This is a genomic window from Treponema zioleckii (genome assembly GCF_014737315.1).
Classification (GTDB): Bacteria; Spirochaetota; Spirochaetia; order Treponematales; family Treponemataceae; genus Treponema_D; species Treponema_D zioleckii.
Map to the genome: position 1 here is coordinate 1 of NZ_JPUF01000004.1, position 24230 is coordinate 24230.

The following is a 24230-nucleotide window of genomic DNA, read 5'->3' on the forward strand; positions in this document are numbered from 1 at the left end:
ACACAAACTAAAGATAAACGGCAAGGTAAAGGCAAATACAGAACAAGAGAAGATTGCGTCTGAAAGTTGACGGAAAAAGGATATCAATATATATTAAATGGAACGGGGACGCTTGCAAAAAGTGCAACTTGCCTCCGTTAAGCTTGTGTTATAAAGCCCGTTGGAGTTGGTCGCTTCAAGGCGGGCTTTTTTTATGCTCTAAGTCCTATTTTTTCAGGAAAGAGAGCAGCTCTATAACAAGAGTGATAATTGCGATGATTAGCATCGCCGTTTCATACTCTGTCACAGATGCCTCCTTCATTCATGAGAAATCGGAGGCAAGCCTCCGCAAATCGCAACCTGATAAAAACCTGTCAGTTCAACTTGCATAAAACCTTCCATATTATAATTATCGCACGGTTTTAGAAATTCACAAAGCAGGGACAGTTAATAATTCTGAATTGCCAGTCGCTTCCGTCATTTCGACTCCGCTGTCTTCGACTCCGCTCAGGCACCGGAAGTTGCTGAGCGCGGTTGGTGAGCGTAGTCGAACCAAAGTCGAAGCATGGTTGCTGAGCGAAGTCGAAGCACTTTATTTGAAGAACAAATATCCTCTGAACGAGTACGACCGGAACAGTTTTCTGTCCTTGTTGTATTTGTATTCGAGCGATGTAAAGCAGAACGTCGTGTTTTCATCGATCGAGTAGTACAAAGGCTTGCCGTCGTTTTTCTCATCGGCGAGGGAAAATATAAAATCCGTCAAATCGTATTCGCGGCCGTGAATGTCTGTGAAAGTTGCCGCCGTGATTTCCCTCTTGTAGTCGTTCCATTTCTTCGTGTCGTTATCGTAGCCGCTGGAACTTTCGCTTCTGTCGGCGACGGTCATTTCCCGGAATCCTGAAACGTCGAATGGGATTTCCCTTTCTCTGGTCGAGAATGAATATTTTGCGAATTCCTCGGTCTCACGATTTTCCTTTATTCCGAACGCTTCGGTAAAATCTTTGTCGTAGTAATGTTTTTTTCCGTCTTTGTCGGTCTCAACTTCCTGTGACCACGCAGGCTGCGGAAGTTTGCTTGTCCAAATGATGTAGCGGTAGCTTGAGTACAATGCCGCCCTGTCGTCGTCGGTGATTGAGCTTTCAAGTCCGGCTTTGTCGTATTCTTTTAATGAGTCGCTTTCGGAATCGTACATGTCGTATTTGTTCAGGATTTTCATCATTATCGAATACTGGCTTTTGTGCGCCATTTTGATGAGGTTGAACGGACTTACCGAGTCAACGAGGATTATGAACGAAAGAATCAGAATCGCATAATTCATAAATCGGCCTTTTTTTACGAACGTGAGCGCAAACGTGATGACCGAGAAAATGATGAAAAGCAGGCTCGAATATCTGTAGCCTGTAAAGCCGAACGCATTGACGCGGATAAAATATGCGTAAATCTGAACCGCGACGAGCGGAATGAAAATCAGCGCGCCGAATTTATAGAAGAATCTGATTGCCGGAAGTTCGTCGTATTCGCGCAGGATAAAATAAAACACGATGTAGAAGCATGAGGCAAACGAAACGAACCAGTTGATTTGTCCCGTCGGCAGCTTGAAAAGAATCAACGCCTTGAGAAGATAAGCGTACAGAATCAGAATCAGAATCAAACAGACCGGAAAGAGAATGTAGAGCGCAATCACTTTGAACGCCTTTCCTGAGTCGGTGTCCTGCCGCCGGTCAAAAAGATAATGCGAGAACGAGTTGATTCCGAAGACGAACGCGCAGAAATAAAGCCCGCATTCATAAACTTCGTATTTGTCCGTGTTCAGAATAAGGTTCTGCACCGCGTAAATCAGAAGCGAAAGTCCGCCCATCAGAATGAGCGTCATAAATCCACAGAAAAGCGCGTGTTTGAAGACGAGCGCAAAATAAGTGCGGCTGTTTCCCTTCGGAATGAAGACGAAAAGCGTAATCATAATTCCGGCGCACAAAATTCCGTAATAATACAGGTCGCAAAAAACTTTGTCCCCGAATCCGCGGCATGAAAAATATCCGAGCGAAAAACCGGCTCCGGCCGAGGCAATCTGAATCAGGTACTTTTTGACGCACGGAAGATTTTTTGTGACGAGCGTTGCCGGAAGTGCAAAAAGCGTCGCCATCAAAAATGATTTCATAAATTCTTCGTAGTCGATTTTTGCGTCGTACGATGCGAATGATTCAATCGACGCGAACACGAACGCCGCGAACGACATCGCAAAAATCACTTTTGCGAACGAAAGGTATTCAAACGCATTGCCGAGCGTTTTTTGAATTCTGTTTTTAATAGAAAGTTTTTCTTTATTCATATTTTATTATCGGAATGAGGGAGGAAAAAAGGGATGTAAATTTTCCCCCTCGCGATGTGTAGAACGAGAGTTTCGTTTGGCGTTCCCCAATTTATTCTTGATTTTGAACTTGTATACACTATAATAATTTTTATGAATGGTTTTATTCTTTCGAATCTTTATTGGATTTGGCTTGCAGTCTGCATTATTTGTTTTGTGATTGAGGCGGGAACTCTTTCTCTCACAACGATTTGGTTTGGATTTTCGGCTTTTTTGATGATTTTCGTCTCCCTCTTTAAAATAAATCCTGTTGTGCAGTTTTTGATTTTTGTGGCAATTTCCCTCCTGCTTTTGATTTTTACGCGACCTGTTCTTGCAAAAAAACTTAGCGTCAAAAAAACACCCACGAACAGCGATTCTCTCATTCAAAAAGAGTGTGTCGTTACCAAAGAAATTACTCCACTTTCAAAAGGGCAGGTTAAGATTGCCGGAGTCGGAGTGGAATGGCAGGCTGAGAGTTCTGATTCCTCTGAGATTCCTGTGGGAACGCACTGTATAATAGAAGAAATTAGAGGGGCCACTGTAATAGTAAGTGAGCGTCCTTAAAAATAAAAATAAAACGGAGGAATAAAAATGACACCTTCTCTTTATGTAATCGGAGCGGCGGTTTTTATCGTGATGATTTTGATTATCTCGAACATAAAAGTCGTTTCGCAGTCACATGCGTTCATTATTGAGCGGCTTGGAACTTATCTTACCACATGGCAGACTGGGCTTCATGTAAAAGTTCCGTTCATTGACCGCGTTGCGAACCACATTTCCCTAAAGGAAAAAGTTCTTGATTTTCCGCCACAGCCTGTAATTACAAAAGACAACGTAACGATGAATATTGACACCGTTGTTTACATGCAGATTACCGACCCTAAACTTTACACTTATGGTGTTGAGAATCCTATGACTGCGATTGAGAATTTGAGCGCAACGACTTTACGAAACATTATTGGCGAGCTTGAACTTGATTCAACGTTGACGAGCCGTGATTTAATCAACACGAAGATGCGAGCGATTCTTGACGAGGCGACTGATCCGTGGGGAATAAAGGTGAACCGAGTTGAGGTTAAGAACATTATGCCGCCGAATGCAATCCGCGAGGCTATGGAAAAGCAGATGCGTGCCGAGCGAGAGCGACGCGAGAAGATTTTGATTGCGGAAGGTCAGAAGCAGTCTGAAATTCTTGTTGCCGAGGGAAAAAAACAGTCGCGAATTCTTGAAGCAGAGGCAGACAAAGAATCAAGAATCCTTGAAGCGGAAGCTGAGCGTGAGGCTCTTATTAAAAAGGCAGAAGGTGAGGCTCAGTCAATCTTGAAGATTCAGCAGGCTACTGCAGACGGTCTAAAGATGATTAAAGAAGTCGGTCTTGATGACAAGGTTATAAAATTGAAGAGTCTTGAGTCGCTGGAACGTGCAGCTGACGGTCGTGCAACCAAGATTATCGTTCCTGCCGATTTCCAGAATCTCGCCGGAGTTGTCGCATCTGTTTCGGAAATTGCGAAAGGAACCAAAGGAAACGCGGAAAGTTAATTTTGAGAATTTAAGTTCACTTGTGCGTTTACGGAAACGCTGCAAGTTGATTTTGAGAATAGAATTTTACTTGTGCGTTTCCTGAGAGTTTTTCCTATCGGAAAAACTCGCGCTTTGGTGGGACGGCTTGCAGGTGTTCACAAAACACGGCGGCAAGGAATGCCGTGTTTTGTGAAGGCAGTTTTGTCGTTCGCGCAACGCGAGCAACTTTGAGGTGGACAGTCAACTTGCCTTTTGCGCACCACCTCGTATATTTTGCTTTCAGTTTTTATATGCAGCTTACAAAGGTTTTTGTGGTTTCGATACGCTTCGCTACTCAACCACCGACATCCTTATCTGTGTCCTATCTGTGTCAATCCGTGTTCATCTGTGTCAGTGGAACGGCGGAGTAATTTTTCGCTCCGCGAGAATTTGTTTCGCCGTTCCTCTCAGTTTTGCAAGACAAAACTGAAAAATGGGTTTAATGCAGTTTCCCGCGGTTGTGGTTTCGACTACGCTCAACCACCGGGTTTCTCAATCTATCTGTGCCCCATCTGTGTTAATCTGTGTTCATCTGTGTCAGTGGAACGGCGGAGTAATTTTTCGCTCCGCAATAATTAGTTTCGCCGTTCCTCTCACTTTTGCAAGACAAAACTGAAAAATGGGTTCAATGTATTTTCCCACGGTTGTGGTTTCGATACGCTCCGCTACTCAACCACCGACATCCCTATCTGTGTCCCATCACGGTTCATCTGTGTTCATCTGTGGTTAATCTCGCCACCACTTTTTACACGTTTACCAAAGTTCCGCTTTTCATTTCGTGTTTGCCGGCTTCTTTTGGCTTGTTCTGGTCGTCGAGGAGAACTACCTGTGGAACCCATGAGTCGGCTTCTTTGTCATCAATCCAAGTGAATGTTACGATTATGATTTTGTCGCCTGGCTGAGCCATTCGAGCAGCGGCACCGTTAAGACAGAATTCGCCTTTGTTTCCGGGAATGATGTATGTTGAAAAACGTGCACCGTTGTTGATGTTATAAATGTCAACTTTTTCGTAATTGTGCATTCCTGCGAGTTTTATAAGTTCCGTGTCAATCGAGATTGAGCCTTCGTAATTCAGGTTTGCGTTTGTGACTGTGGCTCTGTGGAGTTTCGATTTTAATACTTCAATTTGCATGATTCACCTCGAATTAAAAAAGTTTGCCGCGTTAGCGGTTCATTTCAAGTGCGTTTTTTACGCCCAAAAGAACAAGTTCAGGAACGATTTCGTCAAAAAGATTGTAGCTTTCGAATGTTCGGGCAAAACCGCCTGTTCCTACAACGAACGGTTTCTCGCCGCCAAATATTTTTTTCTGATATTGATAGCAGAATTCTTTTATTGCGCCTGCATTTCCAAAGTAGATTCCCGACTGAATCGCTTCGATTGTACTTTGCCCGCAAATCTTGTTCGCCTTTATGATTTCTACCGTCGGAAGTTTTGAAGTTCCGCTCGCCAATGCCTGAACGGAAATTTTTAACCCCGGCATAATCGCGCCGCCCAAATATTCTTTGTCTTTGGTCACAACATCGATTGTCGTTGCCGTTCCCATATCAATGACGACAAGATTTTGGTTCGGATGCCGATTTGCAGCTCCGATTGCGGCCGCAATTCTGTCTGCGCCGATTTCTTTTGGATTTGAGTATTTGAGTTTTAGTCCTGTTTTTATGCCAGACTGAATAAAAAGTGCCTCAACGCCAAAATATTTTTTTAGCGCGCTTGAAAGTGAGTAGTTAATCGGAGGAACTACCGAGCAACAACAGATGTCTTTTATTTCTTTCCAGTCGATTCCGTTTTCGCGAAGCACGGAACGCAGAAAAATCCCGATTTCATCGGACGTTGAATTCTTGTCTGTCGTCTGCCTGAATTGGAGCACAAGTTTGTTGTCATTAAAAATTCCGCCAGTCATGGTGGAATTTCCCACATCTAGTGTCAGAATCATAGGTTCCTCCGAACGAAAAGTTACGTTGCTATGCGTTAACGTTGTCGATTAAACGAACGTCTTCCAAGAATGCTGCAGCGTAAAGTCTTCCCTTATATTCAGTTATGTAGTCAACCTTGAATCCTGCCTCTGTGAGCAATGCTTCTTTTTCGGCAATTGATTTTTTCATCGCAAGGATTTCGTGAAGTTTCGGGGCTTTTGCAAGTCCCTCTGCGCTGAGCTTGCGGTTTCTAGAGCTGATTGCAAGTCCGTTTTCCTCGCGCACGATTGGGCACGGAATAAGGTTTATGTCGAGGAAGAACGCTTCTACCATGCCTTTAAGGAGCTGGTACTGCTGGAAATCTTTCTCGCCAAAATATGCGTTTGTTGGTCTGATGATGTTGAAGAACTTCATTACAACCGTAAGAACGCCGTCAAAATGTCCTGGTCGCTTTGCGCCGCAGAGCATTTTTGAAAAATCTGTCTCAATCACTTTGTATTTGTAATCGTCTGGATACATTACGGTGTAAGTCGGTGCAAAAAGATAGTCGATTCCTGCGCTTTCAAGAAGTTTAACGTCGTCGTCAAAATTTGCAGGGTAGGTCTCAAGGTCTTTTTTGTCGTTGAACTGAGTTGGGTTCAAATAAACGCTTGCAACGGCGATTTCGTTTTCTGCGCGGCATTTTTTCATCAATGAAAGGTGACCTGCGTGAAGTCCGCCCATTGTCGGAACAAAGCCGATTTTTTTGTTCTTAAAAGTCTCTCTTTCTTTTTTCCATTCTTCAACGGTTCGTATGATTTTCATTTTAGTCCTCGATAATTCAAAAATTTTGTAAGTTGTGCAATGTCACTCTGAACTCGATTTTGAATCTGCTTTATAAGCAAAGTCAAAACAGATTCCGAAAAAAAGTTCAGAATGCCAATTTTCGAAGTTCCCTTGCTTTATTTATTAGTTTGCCTCGCCTGGAAAAACGCTCTCCGAAACTTCGTGTGCGTACTGGTTCATCGCGTTTTTTATTAAATCCAAGCCCTGTAAATACTGCTTTACGAATTTTGGCTTGAATCCGCTCATTCCGAGCATGTCCTGCAGAACGAGAACTTGTCCGTCGCAGTTAACGCCCGCTCCGATTCCGATTGTCGCAATTCCAGAAGCCTGCGTGATTTTTGTTGCCAAATCGTGCGGAATGCACTCCAAAACCATTGAGAAGCAGCCAACTTCTTCGGCGAGTTTTGCCTCTTCCATGATTTTTGCCGCTGCCTGTTCCGTTTTGCCCTGCATTTTGTGGCCGCCGAATGCCTGATAGAACTGCGGCGTGAGTCCCAAATGGGCCATTACCGGAATGCCGGACATTACAAGATGTCTAAGAACTTCTTCCTGCCCGAAAACGCCCTCGATTTTTACGGCGTTCGCTCCGGCCTGCAAAAGCTTTCCGGCACAATCCGTAGCGTAGTCAATTCCTTTGCGGGTTGTCAAAAACGGCATGTCCGCAACGATGAATTTTGAAGTCCCGTTCCGAACCGAGCGAGTGTGCTCTGCCATCCATTCAATTTTTGCAGGAATCGTGGTGCTTTCGCCGTGCATTACCATTGAGCACGAGTCGCCAATAAGAATCGTGTCTATATCAGTTTGGTCTATGATTTTTGCGAATGTTGAATCATAGCATGTAATCATTGAGATTTTTTTTCCGTCGCGTTTGTAAGCGGAAAAATCAAGTGTTGTCATAGTACCTGTCCTCCAAGATCAAGTCTAAAAAAAAGTTTGTCGCATTCTGAAAATCAGAAAAATCAGAGCTAAAAAGTCTCTGTTATTGAAGATTCTAAAAAATGAGTTTTTAGAATCAACTCTGAGAATGCAGTGGCAAAAATTACCTATATTTGATTTTACGATTTATAGGAATTTTTGCAAGTCTTTTAGAAAAATTATGAAAACCTTGCGGTTTGCTGAAAAAACAGGTATTCTATAAAATATGATTCCTTCGGTTTTAATTTCGGCTCCAACGTCGTCGGCTGGAAAAACTACGCTGACGTGTGCTTTTGCCTCGTTTCTAAAAAAAAATGGTCACTCTCCTGCGGTTTTAAAAGTCGGTCCTGACTACATTGACCCGCTTTTTCATTCAGAAATTTCTGAAAGTTTGACAGGAAATCTTGATTTGTTTTTTACTCCGCCTCAAACCGTAAAAAATATTTTTTTGCGGGACACAAAAGATGCGGATTTTGCCATTGTGGAAGGTGCGATGGGCCTTTTTGACGGGGAGGGTGGTTCTTCCGTCCGTGCGAGCGCGTTTGACGTTGCTTCCGTGCTTGGCTTACCGATTGTTCTCGTTGTTGACGCTGCCAAAAAAAGTCTTTCTTTGTGCGCCGAGATTTTTGGAATCATAAAATTTGCCGAAGAAGAATCCGTAAAAAATCAGCTGAGCCTTCCTCAAAAAAAATCGCCGATTATCGCCGGGGTGATTCTAAATCGTGCCAGCAAAACAACTTATGAACTTTTGGCTCCGCAAATAAAAAAACTTTGCGGCCTTGAAGTTTTTGGCTATCTTGAGGACAATCCTGATTTTTTTGTAGGCTCACGCCATTTGGGGCTTGTGACTCCGAGCGATGTTGAGGGAATAAAAGAAAAGATTTTGAATCTTGCTTCTTCTGCCGAAAAAACGATTGATTTTAAAAGAATAATTGATTTTGCCAAAAAAAATACTGAATCTTCCGAAGATTTTTGCGCACCTTCTTTTTGTTCGGTTTTTGAGAGTGAAAATTCACCTGCGTGCAAAGTCGTTCGCATTGCCGTTCCGCGCGACAGGGCATTTTGCTTCTATTACCGAGAAAATCTCTCGCTTCTTGAATCTTTTGGCGCGGAACTATGTTATTTTTCTCCGTTAAAAAATGAGCCACTTCCCAAAAATTGCAGCGGGCTTTACATTGGAGGCGGCTACCCGGAACTCTTCCCGGCGGAACTTTCAGAAAACAAAATCAGCGCAAATTCTGTTCGCGCGTTTTGTCGCTCAGGTGCGCCGGTTTTTGCCGAGTGCGGTGGATTTCTTTATCTTCAGCTTTTGGGGCTTCTTCCAGGTTCCTTCGAGAATAAAAATCATCTCGTGCGCTTTGGGTACGTGGAACTTGTTTGCAACGAGGATAATTTTTTGCTTAAAAAAGGCGAAAAAATCCGCGGGCATGAATTTCATTATTTTGACACCACGCAAAACGGTGCGGCTTTTACCGCAAAAAAAGTGAACGGAAAAACTTGGGAGTGCATTCAAGTTGCCTCTCCGCTGCAAGTTATGCGCCCTTCATGCTGCCAGCGAGGCGATAAAGCCTTACGAAAAAAATATCGTGGCGGGCTTTCCGCTATTTTTATTTTGCGTCAAACCCGAAAGTCGCTGAGAATTTTGTGGACTCGGCTCTCGTTTTTGAATCCGTCAAAAATTCAGATTTTGCAAATTCTTCCTGTCATTCTGGTGGAAATTGCTCAAATTGTGAGAATTGCTCGAATTGCGAAGGCTGCTCAAGCAAAGGAAAATGCAATCGTAAGGGCTGTTAGGCAAAATATTTCGGTGATTTGAACAAAGTAGCCCGCAAGGTCTCCCGTGATTCCGCCAAAATGTTTTTTTGACATCAAAAAATAATACGCAAAACACAAGAGCGAACTTGCCAGAATTAAAATTCCAAAAAAATAGTGCTCTTGCGGTTATGAGCGAATAGATTGCCAAAAGAAAAGTTACGCACCAGATTCTCGTGAATTTTTTTGCGCTTGAATCCTGAAATGTTTTTGCAAGTCCAGAGCCTTTTGCGCAGTTAAACGTTGCGACTGCGAGCGCGCTCAAAAATCTTGAGAGTGGAAAAATCGACGCGAGGCACAGCGAAACTTCCATTGAAATTGCAGATTTTTGTACAAGAGCCGTAAAGTGGCTTGAAATCACAAAATACGCCAAAAAGTAAACCGTCACGTTGATTACGGCGAACGCGCCAACACGCGAATCTTTTAGGATTTCAAGTTTTCGCTCTCGTGAGGCGTGGCTTGCAAGGGCGTCGGAAGTGTCCATAAAGCCGTCAAGGTGAATTCCGCCGGTGAGCAGAACTGGAAATAGCGTGAGTGCAAGCGGAAGTTCAAATCCTGTGAGATTTGGAAAAATCCCGCTTTTTGCAAGAAAGCACAACAAAAAATCAACTCCGCCAATAAAAAATCCAACGAACGGAAAAAAGCACATTATGTATCTCATGTTTTCGCTTTTCCATTCCACGCGAGGAACTGGAATTTTTGAGAACATCGAGAGGGCAAGAAACAATGAACGCAAAAAACTCATGAGACTATTTTACAAACTCTCTCTGGAAAATTCATCAACGGACGCTAAATTTTATACGAAAATATAAGGTAAGGGGCGCAATATGAAAACATTACACAGGGAAGATTCCTGCATTTTTGGAGACATTCTGCTTGCTGATGATATAAATATTTCGCGGGCAGAAGCAGAGAATATTTTGGAATCGCTTTCTTTTAAGTTTGCGGACAGAACAGACTCAGAGAATTGGGATTATTCGTTGTCTTACTGCGTTATGCACTTGAACAGTTGCATTTCAAGTCACTCTACAAAAGACGTGGTTTGGTGCTACAGCGACTGTTCTCTTTACCAAAAGCTTGATGGCAGTTTTTTTGTGGCACAAATAAAGCTTGACGAATTTGACGAATCTGAACTTCTGTACGCTGATTTGGAAGCCGATTATTTTTTGAATCACAACAAACAGAATTTTATCGATATGCTTATCGAAAAAAATGCTGTAACGGAGGAAGATGCCGCTCGGTTGTTCATTAGCGAGGACTTGGACGAAGTTTTTAGACCTCGCAACGTGACTTTCTACACGGAGCGTTATCTTGATATGGATTACACGTTGCTTTTCCATGATGCAGACGGCAACCACGACAATATGGACTTCGAGCTAAAATGCTACGAAAACCGTTTTGAGAAGAGTCCCGACAAAGACGTGATTCTCGGTCATGTTCGCTATGAAGCCAGAAAGGCTCTTGATTGCATGTATGCCGGCCGATGGAAAAAACTTGACTGGAGCGATTACAAACGATTGTTTTTTACAAGAAAGTCGGCTAGCCGGTTAGTTTCGTAGATTCTCTGTAAATTTCCGACACGAATGGGGCACAGATACTGAAAAACATGAATGAGCGTTTTTTTGTCACCTCGAACGTAGTCGAAATGCCGTTTTTGTCACTTCGAGCGTAATCGGACTGGCCGTTTTGTCACCTCGAGCATAGTCGAGAGGTCTACAAACGATAGATTTCTCCACTCTGCGATTGTCTGGGAGCAGTAGATGTCTCGGCTTCGCTCGACATGACAGACTGGGAAGCGCAGGCGGATAGACACGGGTGGAATACGGATTTTTATGCTGGCAAGTTAATCTTGATTCATGGTGCGAAAATTTACTTCGATGCCTGCAACGACTCGAATTGATTTTTCAAAGGAGTGGGCGAGGGTGCTGTTAAGCTTTGCGAGCGTTTTGTAATAGCTTAAAGTTCCTTCGTCGCTTAAAAGTGATGTGGAAAAGCCCGCGCCGTCTAGAAAAATGTCGTTCGAGACAACTACAAGATTTTTTGAAAGGGCGTTGATTTTCTGGAGAAATTCCATTGATTTTACAAAGCCTTCTTCGCCCTTCAAAAAATTCCCGTCCTTCGAAAAAAGAATCCTTGAAGTCAAATTTCCCAAATCTTCGATTAAAATCGTAAGGTCTTTTTGATTTTTTTTAGCGAAATCAGAAATCTGAGTGTAAATATCTTCTATAAAATTGTCTGCGGATTCGGATTCGCTTTGCACCGTAAAAAATCCTTTTCCGTTTCGCGTTTTTTTGTGTTTTTTAATTCGTTCCTGAGTGTCGCCACCTGAGTTTGGGTCTAAAAGGGCTGCGTAAACGAGGGATGTCCCTTCAAAATTCGTGGCATATTTTTCTGCTAATTCGGACTTTCCGCTTCCGGCTCCGCCGTAAATAAAAATTCTCATAGAGATTTGTACGCCTCGATTTTTATGTCGCTGAAAGTTGGCATTTCGTAAAAAATCTTGAATGCCATATCCAAGAGCGGGAGAAGCATCATGCAGCCAGTTCCTTCGCCCAAATGCATTCCCGCGTGGATTACGGGCGTGGCTTCAAGTTCTGTCAAAATGATTTTTGCTGCTTCTTCGGAGCTTACGTGGCTTGCGAGCAAAATCTTTTTGACTTGCGGGCAAAGACGCACTGCGCATAAAGCTGCCACGGCGGAGATAAAGCCGTCGATTATTACGGGAACGTTGTTAAAAAGTCCGCCCAAAAAAAATCCGCACATTTGCGCAATGTCAAATCCGCCGACTTTTGAAAGCACGTCCAAAACGTCGTTTGTGTTCGGTTTTCTGTTTTCGATTGATTTTTTTACGACTTCGATTTTGTGTCTGAGTGACTCGTCTGAAAGTCCCGCACCTTTGCCGGTAACTTTTTCGGCTGGCATTGAAAGCAGGCACGAGACAACGGCGGCTGAACTTGTCGTGTTTCCGATTCCCATTTCGCCGGTTGAAAAAAGCGTGTAGCCGAGAGATTTTAGTTCGTCGGCAAGGCTGATTCCGTTCAAAATTGCGCGTGCGCAGTCTTCACGGCTCATAGCGTCTTCGTGCAAGAAATTTTTTGTGCCGTCCGCAATTTTGTAGTTTATGAGTTTGCCTGATTTTAACGTCGGAACTATTTCTTTAGATTCTTTGCTAGTCTCTGAATCTTTGATTCCTGAATCCAGTACAAAAAAGTCGCAGTTCGCGTACATCGCCATCTTGCATGCGCTGGATTCACCTTTTGTCATGTTTAGTGCCACGGTTTTTGTTACGCTTGAATCGGTTTGGCTAACGCCTTCGGCTACGATTCCGTTGTCTGCGCAAAAAATTGCCAGTGCTCGTTTTTTTATAGAAGGCTCTTTTGTGTTTTGGGCATCTGCGATTTTACAAACAGCCTTTTCAAATTCGCCAAGCCCGCCCAAAGGCTTTGCAATGCTTTGCCAGCGTTCAAAAGCGAGTTTGTAAAATTTGCCGTTGCCGCTATAAATGCTCTTTTCCGAGCGAATCCGTGTAAAAAGTTGTTCCTCAAAGTTCATATAAGCATTTTATTGACCGCGATTTGAATTTTCAATATTCTGCGTTCTTAAGAAAGATAGTCCATAAAGTCAGCTTTGAATTCCATAGACATTTCCTATTTTTGTATTCAATATGATTAAACACGTTTTATAACCATCGCAGAGTAATTGTCGTACTGCCTAAAGCCGAACTTTTCGTAAAATGCGATGCTCTTCTTTTCTGATGGCATTACTTTTATGTAAAGCAAATCCTTGTAGGCGGAAATCAGACGAGACACCAGCTCATAGCCAATGTGCAAGCCCTGATACTTTGGGTTTACAAGCACGTAATGAATCAGTGCGACAGTCTCGCCGTCATCGAGGGCGCGGGCAAGGCCAACAAGTTTGTCTCTGTCCCATGCGGATATGACTCGGGATGAATTCTTCATGGCACGTACCAATTTCTCTGGGTATTTTGCCGATTCCCAATTTACAGAGCGGAAGAGTTCTTCAATTTGGATTTCCGTAAAATCCTTTGTTTCTTTGTAAATGATTTCCATTTTTTTTCTCTCTAGTTTTTATAATTCAATGCTCGCACTGCGGAAGTCTTTCGCCTCGCTCATTTTTTTACCTTTCGGGATTCTTTTACATTCTTTTTGCTGTCATTTTTGCCCCAAAAAAATGTGGTAAATCAAATATGCTTCACCAAAAATAAACATTATTGTGGAGATAATCAATATTGTTCTGATTTTCATCTTTGCTTGCAGGTAAAGTTTGAAAAAGCCGCCAAGAATAAGAAAAAGCAAAAAAAAAATGAGCCTTCCAAAAAGCTAAGAAAATCGTTCATTATTCTTCTTTGATTCCCCTTGTTGAAATTAAATCAATCACTTCTTGCATTTTGCCCGCTGTTCCAAAATCAAAGCGAAGTCCGTCCTGCTTCAAAAAAGAAAGCGTGTCGCTGTCGATTTTTTTGTAACTGAAAATGTATTCCCATTCCAAAAAGCCACCTTTGACGATTCCGTTTTGATAAAAGCCGTTGTGCTCTGAATATTTATTCATCAAAATAAGATGCAAAATCTGCGGAAGCAAAAAAATAATGAAAAACAAATAAAATGGTTCTTTTTCCAATGCAGCCAAAGATATGAAAAGTGAAATTCCTGTAATTCCTAAGATAATTCCAATTTTGTGCAATTTCTTTGTGTCGTTGACTTTCACAATCAAATCACCAAACTTGCTAAACTCCTTTTTTAGCCGAGCCAATTTGACCAAGTTTGTAACAATGCGGACGGCTGGAATGACAACAAAGCGGATAAAGAAATATGCAAGAATCAGAAAATATACAATTCGTTTTAGTTCAATCATTTTTGCCCCCAAAAAATGTGGTAAATCCAAACTGACTCAAGAAGCACGAACATTGCTGCTGAGATAATCAGTATTGTTTTCAGTTTCATCTTTGCTTTCAGATAAAGCTTGAGGTATCCGCCCATAAAAAGATACAGCAGAATAACAAAAGTGCCTGCAAAAAATCCAATGATGTTGTCCATAGCAAGTCTCATTATAGCAGATTGTTGTTGTGAATAAAAAGTTATGCTAAGATTTGAGAGGTGTTTTGAAAAGTATGTTTTAGAAACCATTGTCATGCTGAACTCGTTTCAGCATCTGCCTTGATTGAATAGATTCCGAAACAAGTTCGGAATGACGAGGAGAAAACTATGGAAGAAAACGAGAAGAAAGCAGAAGACAAACTTCAAAAATTTGACGTTCCGAAGTGCATAAGAATTCTGAGCGTCGTCTACATCGCTGTTTGCATTGTTTCGGGCTTTTTGTCGCTGTGCGTGAGCGTTCTTGATGAGGGACGCGTTTCTGCAGTCCATCTTCAATATGTTGGGACAACGCTCGGTCAGGTGCTTTCGGGATTTATCTTTTGGGGAATCGGTCAAGTGTTCTCAAAGTTCATGGAAAAAAACAAATGAAGTTCCGAAATTATCTGAAAGTCCTGAAAATCTTTTTTGTCATAGAAATTATTGTTGCAATCGTGCTTCTTGTTTGCTTTTGTCTTGGAGCGAAGGGTGTCTACAAAATGTTTCTGGACGCTGGCTCTGGCACTGCTGCTTTCAAGCATATTCGCGCTTTGGAGCAGCTTCTTGGGCGCATTCCGTTTCTTTTGAGATTTGTGCTCGTTTTTCTTTCTGGCTTCTTTGTGGTCAAAAACTTCAAAACGATTTACTTAAAACTTCGTGAATATTTCTAGCGTCACTGGCGAGCTTGATGCTGAAAACTTGTTCAGCATGACAGCAAAATTATCGCTGTTGCTCTTCATGCAATCCGAGAGCGCTTCCATGCAGTCTTCAAACTCATCGATTTCATCGTATTTTTCGGCGTCCAAGAATTTGAAGAACTCCCAGATGTTCACAAAATGCCCGTCCGTGAAAAAATACGGAATTGCGAGTTTTTCTTCTATCGAAATCGCAACGAAAATCCTCACAAGACCTTCCCCTGAATAATGCAGCTCAATGATTTTGCCTTCCTTGATGAACTTGAATCCTTCGTATTTGTAGCCGAAGCGCTCCAGAAAGCGATAGTTCTCTTTGTATGCGGAATACGAGGGAAAAGCGGCGCACGCGAAAAGATAGAGCGCATAAAAAAGGACGAGCGGCAAGAGAGCGAAAAGCAGATAAAAGCGCTTTGCTCCGAGTCCTTGAAGCTTGTCCGCGTTCATGCAAAGACAAACGACAAGCGCAATCACGTAAAGCGCCAGAAGCGAAAGCATTGCGCCCTGGATTTTGTTCGGGATTCCTTCGATTTTCATTTCCTCATCTCCGAAATTGCAGTTTCGTTATTTTATGCGAAAAAACGCTTTTGTGTCCATTTTGATTTGCCTTGAGGAAATGCAGTGCAATGATTTTGTATTCCTAAAAGTCAAGGAACTTTTCCTAAAAGTTTAGGAAGACCTCCTAAAAGTCAAGGAAAGCTTCCTTGACGTTTTTGGGCTAAAGGAACAAAAGGCTGAGAATTGCGCCTTGGATTTTGTTCGGGATTCCTTCGATTTTTGGCTTCAGTTTGTTTTTCCGTCCAAAAAGTTTTAGCGCACAAAATGTGTTGCAACTCGAACTTCTTTTTCGGGCAAGCCGAATTTCTCTTTGCCGAGCGCAATGCTCTTCATCAAAAAGACCATATTCCGTGCCAAAGTGCGAACGGTCTGCAAGCCTTCTTTGTCCTGCTCCGCCTCTCCTGGCAAGCGCCCGTGCACGCTGTTCCAGTATTGGCTTGAGGCAACTGGCATTGAACTGATTGTAAAATATTTGTTCAGTTCATCGAATGTGGCAGAAAGCCCTCCCCGCCGTGCGACCACTACAGATGCGCCAACTTTCATCGTTTTGTCAAAACTCGTGCTGTAAAAAAGTCGGTCAAGAAAAGAAATCAGCGTTCCGTTTGCAGAAGCATAAAAAACAGGACTTGCAACAACCAATGCGTCAGCTTTTTCAAAAAGAGGAGCCGCCAGATTTACTTCATCGTCAAACACGCACTTTCCGTTTTTTGCGCAAGAGCCACAGCCAATGCAGCCGCGAATTGCTTTGTTCCCAACGTGCAGAATCGTGCTTTCCACACTCTCTGCGTCAAAAATTTTCTGCATCTCAGAAAGAGCAAATGCTGTGTTTCCGTTTGCTTTTGGACTTCCGTTAATAATTAAAACATTCATAAAAACTCCTTTTTCGAAAAATCATTTTATAGGCATTTTAATTGGGACTTTTAGTCTTTGCTTTCCAGCAACTTTGTCGCTTCGTCCATTGAAATGCATTTTGCAAAGCGACCGTTCCACAAAAACTCGTTGTAGTAGCGGTAGGCCGTTTCGGCACTCATGTATTCGCTTTTAAAAGTGGAGTTCGTGTATTCTGGAACGAGCATTTCAAAGCCCAAATCAAAGCCCGTGTGAAGCGTTGCGTCAATGCAAAAGTTCGTCTGCAAGCCCACGGTAAGGATTTTCGTTACGCCATTTTTTAAAAGATAGTCCGAAAGCCCGACTGATTTATGAAGTGCGCTGTTCACGGTTTTGACGAAAATCTTTTCGTTTTCCTTTGGCTTGAATCCTTCAAAAATTTCAAAATCTTCATCGCCAACAGAAAATCCACTTCCCGGCCCGTCATCGTGCTGCACAAAAATAACTTCAACGCTGTTTTTTCTTGCCGCATCAATAAGAATCTTTATGTTTTTTACGAGTTTTTCAAATTCAAAAAGCCGTGAATCCGTAATTCCCTTTTGCGTGTCGATTACAAGTAAAACCGTGTCTTTCATTTTTTTTATTCCTTCTATTTTTTTCAGTTCAAATGTAAGTCCAAAGTATAGCACACTTTGGAGACAAGCAAAAACAGAAAAGGAAATGCTATAAACTCACTTTTTGGCAAAAAACTGCATTTTAGCCTTTTCCGCAAGTTTCTAACGAAAATCGCGCTTTGGTGGGGCACTTGCAGGGGCGGAGTGAGCTTTATTGCTCGCGCCGCGCTTGCAATTTTCTAAAGTGGAATCTTTGGATTTCCACGGCTAGGTTTTTTGTGCTAAAATCTTTTTATGAAAACTCACGGCGGTTCAAATTTTTCAAAAGGTATTATTGATTTTTCGGCCAGCATTTCGCCGCTCGGAATGCACCCGGCTGCAAAACGTGCACTTTCATCGGTTGCGCTGAATGCGAACGAATATGCTCGGTATCCTGATTTACGCTGCACAAAATTGGCAAAGTTGCTCGGAAGATTCTGGAATTTTCCTGAAGACCAAATAATTTTGGGGGCCGGAGCCGCTGATTTGATTTTTTTAATCGCAAATGTTTTTTTTAGAACAAAAAAAATTTGTGTCGTGATTGAGCCGGCTTTTTCAGAATATGCCGAGGCATTTTCGTGCGTCGGTGGGCAAGAATCGATTCTGCATGTTTCTTTTGAAGATTTTAAAAATCTTTCTGCAAAAAACTCCGTCGTTTTTCTTGCTTCTCCGTCAAATCCCGAAGGGCGGGCATTTTCTTTTGACGAAATAAAATCGATTCAAAAAAAATGCGAGGGGAATGATTCAGTTTTTGTACTCGATGCGTGTTTTGCGCAGTTTTCAAAAAATTGCGAAGAAATTTTACAAAAAATCATTCAGGAAAAAGACGCGTTTCCAAATTTAATCATTTTGAATGCGTTCACAAAATTTTACGGGCTTGCGGGACTTCGTGTGGGCTACGCGCTTTGTTTTTCTAAAAAACTTTCGGAGTCGCTTTTTTCTTCGCTCAGACCTTGGGCTATTAGCTCGGTTTCTGAAAATTGTGCCCTAAAAATCTTAAACGAGGAACTTTCCCAAAAAAAATTGGGCGGGGAATCTTCTTGGGAAAAAAAAGTTCGTTCGCTTGTGAAAGTTGAAAAAGAGCGATTTTACGCTTTTTTTGATTCAAAAAAGATTTTTTACAAACGGGGCGAAGCGAATTTTATTCTTTTTAAGTCCGATAAATTCGGTCTTGAATCAGAACTCCTCAAAAAAAATATTCAGATTCGTTCGTGCGCTGATTTTTACGGGCTTGGCGAAAACTGGTACAGAATTTCAATAAAAAATCATGCCGAGAATTCAATTTTGCTCGACGCGCTTTCTGGCACCGTTCGCCAGAAAAAAAATCCTGCTTGCCGCGCGATAATGATTCAGGGAACAATGAGCAACGCGGGAAAATCTCTTTTGGCTGCCGCCCTTTGCAGAATTTTTACGAATGACGGTTTTCGGGTCGCGCCGTTCAAAAGTCAGAACATGGCTCTGAATTCTGGCGTTACGGCGGACGGGCTTGAAATGGGGCGCGCGCAGATTATGCAGGCGGAAGCTTCAAAAAAAATCCCGGACGTTCGCATGAACCCGATTCTTTTAAAGCCAACTGGCGACAGCGTGAGCCAAGTTATTGTTGGCGGAAAAGTGCTTACAAACATGAGCGCGAAGGACTATTTTTCTTTTAGGAAGGAACTTTTGCCGGTAATCAAACAGTCTTTTGATTCCCTTGCCTCCGAAAATGACATTATCGTGATTGAAGGGGCCGGAAGTCCTGCCGAAATAAATCTTCGCGAGAACGACATCGTAAATATGGGGCTTGCCGAGTTTTTGGACGCGCCTGTTCTTCTTTGTGGCGACATTGACCGTGGCGGTGTTTTTGCATCGTTGTATGGCACGGCGGCTTTGCTTTCTGAAAGTGAGCGAAAACGAATCCGCGGTTTTCTGATCAACAAATTCCGTGGCGACGTTACGCTGCTTTCTGACGGACTAAAAATGCTCGAAGAACTTACAGAAATTCCTGTTCTTGGAGTCGTGCCGTTCATAAAAAATCTAAAACTCGATGACGAGGACAGCCTTTCTTCAAAATTGGAGGCTAATCTTACTCAAAGCGAAAAAATACTGATTCATATTCTTGTGGCAAAACTCCCGTACATTTCGAATTTTACGGATTTTGATGCATTTTTGGCTTATCCGTTTGTAAAGGTGAGCTTTTTTGATTCCGTTGAAGAATTTTACGAGCTTGAGCATTCTTTCGGCAAGGCGGATTTGATAATTCTTCCCGGAAGCAAGAATTCCATAAAATCCATGAAGTTTTTGAATGAGTCAAAAATTGATGAATTGATACGTGATTTTTCAAAAAATCGGCCTGTAATCGGAATTTGCGGTGGCTTTCAGCTTTTGGGTGAAACTTTGCACGACTCGGATGGCAATGAAGATTCTTCGAAAATTGAAGTGATGAACGGACTTTCTCTCCTGCCTTTGCGCACGGTTTTCAATTCTAAAAAAGTCCGCGTGCAGGTAAAAGAGTCTCTTCCGTCGCTCACCGGCTTTTTTAATTTTCTTTCGGGGCAAGCTGTTGAAGGCTACGAAATCCACGTTGGAGAAAGTTGCCCAATACAAAACTCTCAAAACCAAAAAGTGCGCGTTTGTTCTGCGGGCAACGCGCTCGGAACGTACATTCACGGTTTTTTTGACTGCAAGAATATTTCTGACGCGATTTTGCAAAAACTTTTTGAAGCAAAAAAAATCCCGTGTCCGAATCTTGCAGAAGTCAAAAGTTACCGCGAGCTAAAAAACGACGAGTTTGACCGGCTGGAAGCCCTTGTGCGGAATTCCGTGGATATAAATCGCATTTACGAAATTATGGGGATTGAATTATGATTCATCTGTATTTTGGCGACGGAAAGGGAAAAACAACCGCCGCGGTCGGGCTTGCGACCCGCGCCCTCGGAAACGGCTTTCCCGTGATTTTTGTTCAGTTTTTAAAAGGGCGGCTTTCTGGCGAAATCGAGTCGCTTTCTAAACTCGGAGCCGTTATTTTTCGCGGAAAGTCGGGCGAAAAGTTTTTTTCAAAAATGAACGATGATGAAAAATCTCAAACCAAAAAAATTTCCGTTCAGAACTTTGAGGATGCAATTTCGCTCGCGCAAAAAAATCAGAAGTCACTTTTAGTTTTTGACGAAGTTTGTGCCGCCGTAAATTATGGAGTTTTGCCCAAAACGTTGGTCGAGTCTTTTTTGAAAAACGCTCCAAAAGAGCTTGAAATCGTTCTTACCGGTCGGAATCCTCCTTTGTCATTTGTTGAGATTTCGGATTACGTGAGCGAGATAAAAAAAATAAAACATCCTTTTGACGAAGGAATTCCTGCCAGAAGGGGAGTGGAGTATTAATATGGAATTTGAACTTTTTGAAAATCTTCCGACTTTCGGGACTATAAAAAAATTTCTTCCGCAAGAAATCGAAAAAGAAAGTATGCGAATAATCAAGACTGAGCTTTTAAAAAATGGAATCTCTCTTTCGCCCGAAAACGAAAAAGTTATTCTCCGCTGCATTCACACCACCGCTGATTTTGATTACGCAAAAAATCTTTGTTTTTCAGAAAATGCAGTTCTGACGGTAAAAGAATTGCTCCGCACAGGGCGGCCCGTAATCGTCACCGACACGAATATGGCACTTTCGGGAATAAGCGAGCCATTCTGCAGAAAATTCGGAATCGAAAAATTCTGTTTTATGGCAGATTCTGATGTGGCAGAGCTTTCAAAAAAATCCGGGCTGACTCGTGCCGTGTGTTCGGTAGACAAAGCCGCAAAATTTTTTGATGAAAGACCGATAATTTTTGCCGTCGGAAACGCGCCTACCGCACTTGTTAGAATCCGTCAGCTTTATGATGCGGGCATTTGCACACCTAGGTTTGTGGTCGGAGTTCCGGTCGGATTCGTGAACGTTGAGAGCGCGAAAAATTTGATTTTGGAGTCAGATTTAAATTATATCGTTGCAAAAGGTCGAAAAGGCGGGAGCACTGTTGCCGCTGCGATAATCAACGCACTTTTATACGATTTGGAAAACTAAAAGTTTGAGCGTCTAGTTTATTGTTCAACTAAAAAAAGCCTGCCAACGTTTTAGGGTACTGAAAGTGCACGCTTAAACGTTGGCAGGCTTTTTGTCAATATCGTTTTTCTGTCATGCTGAACTTGATTCAGCATCTAGCAGATTTCCGAAACCTGGCGACCGCAACAACGTAAGCGGTCGAATTCGGAATGGCATTCAATTAAACTTTTGAAAGTTTAATGCTCTTTACGTCGTAGTGGTACTGCTTTTCATTAATCTTGAATGAAAGTTCATCCCCAACTTTTTTGTCGAGAATTGCAGTTCCGAATGGCGACATATAAGAAAGAATGCCGTTTTCTGGGTCTGATTCCCAAGGTCCGAGAATTGTGTATTTTTCTTCTTTTCCAGAATCCTTGTTGAAGAGAACAACGTCTGTACCAAAAGAGATGAATGAAGCTGTTGCTGTTGTTGGATCGAATACAACGGCACGAGCCAAGTCTTCCTGCAAGCGTTTGAGGTCGTGGCCGAGTTTGTGCTGAGCCTCTTTTGCTGCGATGTACTCTGCGTTCTCCTTCAAGTCTCCCTTTGCACGAGCTTCTGCAAGTTCGATAGCATTTGCAGGAATATCCACTGTCTGGAGATGAACTTCGAGAGCTTTTTTCTCTTCGAGTTTCTTTGCAGTTACAATCATGCCCTTTGGCTGCACAGACTTTTCTTCCGTCGTATGGAATTTGTAGTCTGGGTATTTTGCAAGAATCTTGTTTCGGAGCATTGTCTTGTAGCTTCCGTCAAGTTCTGAAATATCGTCAACAAGAGTGTACATGTGAGTCATTGTCTCAATGTCGCAGTCGTCAACCATGTGCTTAGCATATTTGTTGCCGTCTTTTTCGAAGAGCATTTTGCAACAGTTACGAATGATTTTCTTGTTTTCCGTTGATTCAACGTGGTTGTCAATCTCTTTGTAAGACTGAGAAATAATGTTTACGAGCGCGATAAGCTGCTTCTGGAACGGAATGCCAGCTTCTTTGAACCAGTCTTCGTCGCCGCATTTGTCAAAGAAGAATAAGATTGCGTCTCTGTAGCCACGGAAGTCATTGAAAGAGTCAACTGCAAGCTTCTGAACCTTGTCCATGTGGCCTGCGTTAATCAAAATAGTGAGCATGTCCTTTTCGAGAACAACCGGGAAAAGTTTGATGTATTGGTCAACCCAGTCTGGAAGCATGTCTTTAATGTTTTTAAGGAAGTCAGACTTCAAGTTTGTGTTCTTTGTGTCTTTCAAGTCATGGTACATTGCACGCGGTGACTCGATTTCACGATACATCTGCTCAAAAGTGAAGTTTGTCGTAAATTTGTGAGAAGGGTACATTGCACCAATTCTCTGCACGACGAGATAAGATGCTACAATCTGCTCGTTTACAGAAGAAGCTGCCTTCAAGAATCCTGTAAAGTAGTTGTACATATCTACGAAAAGCTCGCTTTCTTTGTCAGTAGCATCATCGTTCACGAATTTCATAAGAATGTCGATTCGAGAGAAGAACTGTTTCTGAGCTTTGAACTCGTTGCTCAATTTTTCTTCTGGAGAAATCTCATGATTTTTTACAGTGTATTCGTTGATGTTGTTTGGATTTACGCCGAACGAAGCATCGCTTTCAAGAATCTTTTTAGCCGAGCTGTTCCATGTAGTCCATTCTTTTGCATCGAGAATTGAAGGAACAAGTTCTGCCTTGATTCTTTTGATGTCACAACAGTTGTCAAAACTCTTGATGATGATTTTCAAAGTTTCGGCTTTGTTTTCTTTTACGAATTTTACGAGTTCGTCCTTAGATCTTGCAGTTGCCTTCTTTACCCAAATGTGGCTTCTTGACAACGGCTGGAGTGCGTTTACTGCCATCTTCAAGGAAATCTCGTGAATTCCGTTTTTCTTTCCGAAGTTGATTGTGAGTTTTTCGTTCTCTACCGAACGAATAATTCCGACACCCCATGTTTTGTGGTAAACGAAATTCTTTGCATCAAAAGCGATATGTTTTTCAAAGTCATTGATTGCTTCAAAAACATTTCGGAAGTTTGATGTCAAGTCAGATGATTTGATGTAGTCGTTAACGTGACTGTGGTCTGCATACTTGTTCTTGTAGCAGTCTGCGATTTCTCGTCTTGCCCATGGATCTTTCGGGTCGATTTGGAGAATCAACTTAAGGATGTCAATCGCAACGTCCCAGTTTTTAATGTCCTTGTAATGAACGTAAAGTTCCTGCATCAAGATTGCACTCTTGTCTTCGCTGATTGTCTTTGCGATTTTTCGCTGTACCAAAAGGAAGAAGTCGATTTCGTCTGGAATAAGCCCTACGAGAAGTGACCAAACATCTTTCGTAGAATTGTAGTTCTTCTTTGAAACGTAGCGGAGAAGAGCCTTCTTGTAGTAGTCAATAGAAGTTTCTTTGTCTCCGAGCGAGTCGTAGTGCTCTGCGAGCGCACGTGCAATGTCCGCTTCCTCAAAGTCGATTTTTACGATTTGCTCGTAAATCTTCCAATATTCTTCATTGCCATCTGCCTTGTAAATATCTGCGAGAGTATGCAACGCGAATCTGTTTGAAGGATCATCGACAAGAATTGACTCACAAAGGTAGATTACGATTGGTTCTTTATGATTGTTTGCGAAAATATCAACAAGAGTCATCAATGATGAGTTGTCGAGAGTTCCCTGTTTTAGTCCAAGCATTCCGGAGATGTAAAGAGCGATGATGCTGTCTTTTGTGTGTGTAAGGTGTTCGTCACAGATTGCTTTGATTTCATTGATGCAATTTTCGTTTTTTGCTTTTTCAACGATTGTTGCAAGCTCAATTAAATTGTTTTTTGTGTAGTTGCTGATGGTAGCACGTGTCCATGTTTCCTCTTTCAGCATGTCCTGGACGGACTGTACAAGCTCTTCAGACATAAAAATCTCCTGTCTTACAAAATTCTTTTCTTTGTAAAATCTGTAAAAATTACAAAATCTATTTGTCAAGATTCCATGATATATGCCGATAACCTAGTTGTTATTGCA

General features: G+C 42.2%; 23 protein-coding genes and 1 pseudogene. 9 read left to right on the plus strand and 15 right to left on the minus strand.

What is annotated here, in order from left to right; genetic code table 11:
* Window positions 1–571: 571 nt before the first annotated feature.
* Window positions 572–2308, minus strand: a complete 1737-nt coding sequence (locus JI65_RS02010) for a DUF4153 domain-containing protein (protein ID WP_191013708.1) — start codon at window positions 2306–2308, stop codon at window positions 572–574.
* A gap of 54 nt (window positions 2309–2362) precedes the next feature.
* Here JI65_RS02010 and JI65_RS02015 point away from each other — a divergent pair, with 54 nt between their 5' ends.
* Both JI65_RS02015 and JI65_RS02020 read left to right on the plus strand, forming a co-directional pair.
* Complete coding sequence (locus tag JI65_RS02015; protein WP_242457135.1) at window positions 2363–2893, plus strand: NfeD family protein; 531 nt, start codon at window positions 2363–2365, stop codon at window positions 2891–2893.
* A gap of 27 nt (window positions 2894–2920) precedes the next feature.
* Complete coding sequence (locus JI65_RS02020) at window positions 2921–3868, plus strand: SPFH domain-containing protein (protein WP_191013709.1); 948 nt, start codon at window positions 2921–2923, stop codon at window positions 3866–3868.
* Window positions 3869–4634: 766 nt separating this feature from the next.
* On the opposite strand, the gene panD is transcribed toward JI65_RS02020, so the two are convergent.
* The 4 genes from panD to panB form a co-directional block, all read right to left on the minus strand.
* Entirely contained in the window at window positions 4635–5021 is a 387-nt protein-coding gene (gene panD / locus JI65_RS02025; protein ID WP_191013710.1) for an aspartate 1-decarboxylase, read from the minus strand.
* A 31-nt stretch (window positions 5022–5052) separates the two neighbouring features.
* A complete protein-coding gene (locus tag JI65_RS02030; protein WP_191013711.1) occupies window positions 5053–5823 on the minus strand; it encodes a type III pantothenate kinase in 771 nt (256 codons plus the stop codon).
* Between the two features lie 28 nt (window positions 5824–5851).
* Entirely contained in the window at window positions 5852–6607 is a 756-nt protein-coding gene (gene panC / locus JI65_RS02035; RefSeq protein WP_191013712.1) for a pantoate--beta-alanine ligase, read from the minus strand.
* Window positions 6608–6751: 144 nt separating this feature from the next.
* Window positions 6752–7525 carry a 3-methyl-2-oxobutanoate hydroxymethyltransferase gene (panB, locus tag JI65_RS02040; protein WP_191013713.1) on the minus strand — a complete coding sequence of 258 codons (774 nt, stop codon included), beginning with the start codon at window positions 7523–7525 and terminating at the stop codon, window positions 6752–6754.
* A gap of 244 nt (window positions 7526–7769) precedes the next feature.
* Here panB and JI65_RS02045 point away from each other — a divergent pair, with 244 nt between their 5' ends.
* On the plus strand, window positions 7770–9359 hold the full coding sequence (locus JI65_RS02045) for a cobyrinic acid a,c-diamide synthase CobB (RefSeq protein ID WP_191013714.1): 1590 nt from the start codon (window positions 7770–7772) through the stop codon (window positions 9357–9359).
* A 120-nt stretch (window positions 9360–9479) separates the two neighbouring features.
* Here JI65_RS02045 and JI65_RS17265 read toward each other — a convergent pair.
* Window positions 9480–10100 (minus strand): annotated as a pseudogene (locus tag JI65_RS17265) (adenosylcobinamide-GDP ribazoletransferase); the annotation flags it as partial.
* Window positions 10101–10182: 82 nt separating this feature from the next.
* Here JI65_RS17265 and JI65_RS02055 point away from each other — a divergent pair.
* Window positions 10183–10914: a hypothetical protein gene (locus JI65_RS02055; protein ID WP_191013715.1), complete on the plus strand. Its 732-nt coding sequence runs from the start codon at window positions 10183–10185 to the stop codon at window positions 10912–10914.
* Between the two features lie 284 nt (window positions 10915–11198).
* On the opposite strand, the gene JI65_RS02060 is transcribed toward JI65_RS02055, so the two are convergent.
* From JI65_RS02060 to JI65_RS02080, 5 genes are all read right to left on the minus strand, one after another.
* Complete coding sequence (locus JI65_RS02060; RefSeq protein WP_191013716.1) at window positions 11199–11798, minus strand: bifunctional adenosylcobinamide kinase/adenosylcobinamide-phosphate guanylyltransferase; 600 nt, start codon at window positions 11796–11798, stop codon at window positions 11199–11201.
* Entirely contained in the window at window positions 11795–12907 is a 1113-nt protein-coding gene (gene cobT / locus JI65_RS02065; protein WP_191013717.1) for a nicotinate-nucleotide--dimethylbenzimidazole phosphoribosyltransferase, read from the minus strand. Before cobT ends, JI65_RS02060 begins: the two co-directional genes overlap by 4 nt.
* 116 nt (window positions 12908–13023) lie before the next feature.
* Window positions 13024–13425 (minus strand): GNAT family N-acetyltransferase, encoded by a 402-nt coding sequence (locus JI65_RS02070; protein WP_191013718.1) that lies wholly within the window; start codon window positions 13423–13425, stop codon window positions 13024–13026.
* Between the two features lie 286 nt (window positions 13426–13711).
* Window positions 13712–14227 (minus strand): hypothetical protein, encoded by a 516-nt coding sequence (locus JI65_RS02075; protein ID WP_191013719.1) that lies wholly within the window; start codon window positions 14225–14227, stop codon window positions 13712–13714.
* Complete coding sequence (locus JI65_RS02080; RefSeq protein WP_191013720.1) at window positions 14224–14409, minus strand: hypothetical protein; 186 nt, start codon at window positions 14407–14409, stop codon at window positions 14224–14226. Before JI65_RS02080 ends, JI65_RS02075 begins: the two co-directional genes overlap by 4 nt.
* 168 nt (window positions 14410–14577) lie before the next feature.
* On the opposite strand from JI65_RS02080, the gene JI65_RS02085 reads away from it, so the two are divergent.
* Window positions 14578–14838, plus strand: coding sequence for a hypothetical protein (locus JI65_RS02085; RefSeq protein WP_191013721.1), 261 nt, complete (start codon window positions 14578–14580; stop codon window positions 14836–14838).
* The gene (locus JI65_RS02090; RefSeq protein ID WP_191013722.1) at window positions 14835–15116 is read left to right on the plus strand and encodes a hypothetical protein; all 282 of its coding nucleotides are present in this window, start codon (window positions 14835–14837) and stop codon (window positions 15114–15116) included. The genes JI65_RS02085 and JI65_RS02090 overlap by 4 nt, the downstream gene beginning before the upstream one ends.
* Here JI65_RS02090 and JI65_RS02095 read toward each other — a convergent pair.
* The 3 genes from JI65_RS02095 to JI65_RS02105 form a co-directional block, all read right to left on the minus strand.
* Window positions 15093–15674 carry a hypothetical protein gene (locus JI65_RS02095; protein WP_191013723.1) on the minus strand — a complete coding sequence of 194 codons (582 nt, stop codon included), beginning with the start codon at window positions 15672–15674 and terminating at the stop codon, window positions 15093–15095. The genes JI65_RS02090 and JI65_RS02095 overlap by 24 nt on opposite strands.
* Before the next feature lie 273 nt (window positions 15675–15947).
* Window positions 15948–16565, minus strand: coding sequence for a flavodoxin family protein (locus tag JI65_RS02100; RefSeq protein WP_191013724.1), 618 nt, complete (start codon window positions 16563–16565; stop codon window positions 15948–15950).
* Window positions 16566–16615: 50 nt separating this feature from the next.
* Window positions 16616–17158: an isochorismatase family protein gene (locus tag JI65_RS02105; RefSeq protein ID WP_191013725.1), complete on the minus strand. Its 543-nt coding sequence runs from the start codon at window positions 17156–17158 to the stop codon at window positions 16616–16618.
* A 273-nt stretch (window positions 17159–17431) separates the two neighbouring features.
* Here JI65_RS02105 and JI65_RS02110 point away from each other — a divergent pair, with 273 nt between their 5' ends.
* Genes JI65_RS02110 through JI65_RS02120 form a run of 3 tightly spaced genes read left to right on the plus strand, consistent with a single transcriptional unit; the run spans window position 17432 to window position 21211 of the window.
* Complete coding sequence (locus JI65_RS02110) at window positions 17432–20023, plus strand: cobyric acid synthase (RefSeq protein ID WP_191013726.1); 2592 nt, start codon at window positions 17432–17434, stop codon at window positions 20021–20023.
* Complete coding sequence (locus JI65_RS02115; RefSeq protein ID WP_191013727.1) at window positions 20020–20532, plus strand: cob(I)yrinic acid a,c-diamide adenosyltransferase; 513 nt, start codon at window positions 20020–20022, stop codon at window positions 20530–20532. Before JI65_RS02110 ends, JI65_RS02115 begins: the two co-directional genes overlap by 4 nt.
* Before the next feature lies 1 nt (window position 20533).
* Complete coding sequence (locus tag JI65_RS02120; protein WP_191013728.1) at window positions 20534–21211, plus strand: precorrin-8X methylmutase; 678 nt, start codon at window positions 20534–20536, stop codon at window positions 21209–21211.
* Window positions 21212–21410: 199 nt separating this feature from the next.
* On the opposite strand, the gene greA is transcribed toward JI65_RS02120, so the two are convergent.
* On the minus strand, window positions 21411–24122 hold the full coding sequence (gene greA / locus JI65_RS02125; RefSeq protein ID WP_191013729.1) for a transcription elongation factor GreA: 2712 nt from the start codon (window positions 24120–24122) through the stop codon (window positions 21411–21413).
* Window positions 24123–24230 lie beyond the last annotated feature (108 nt).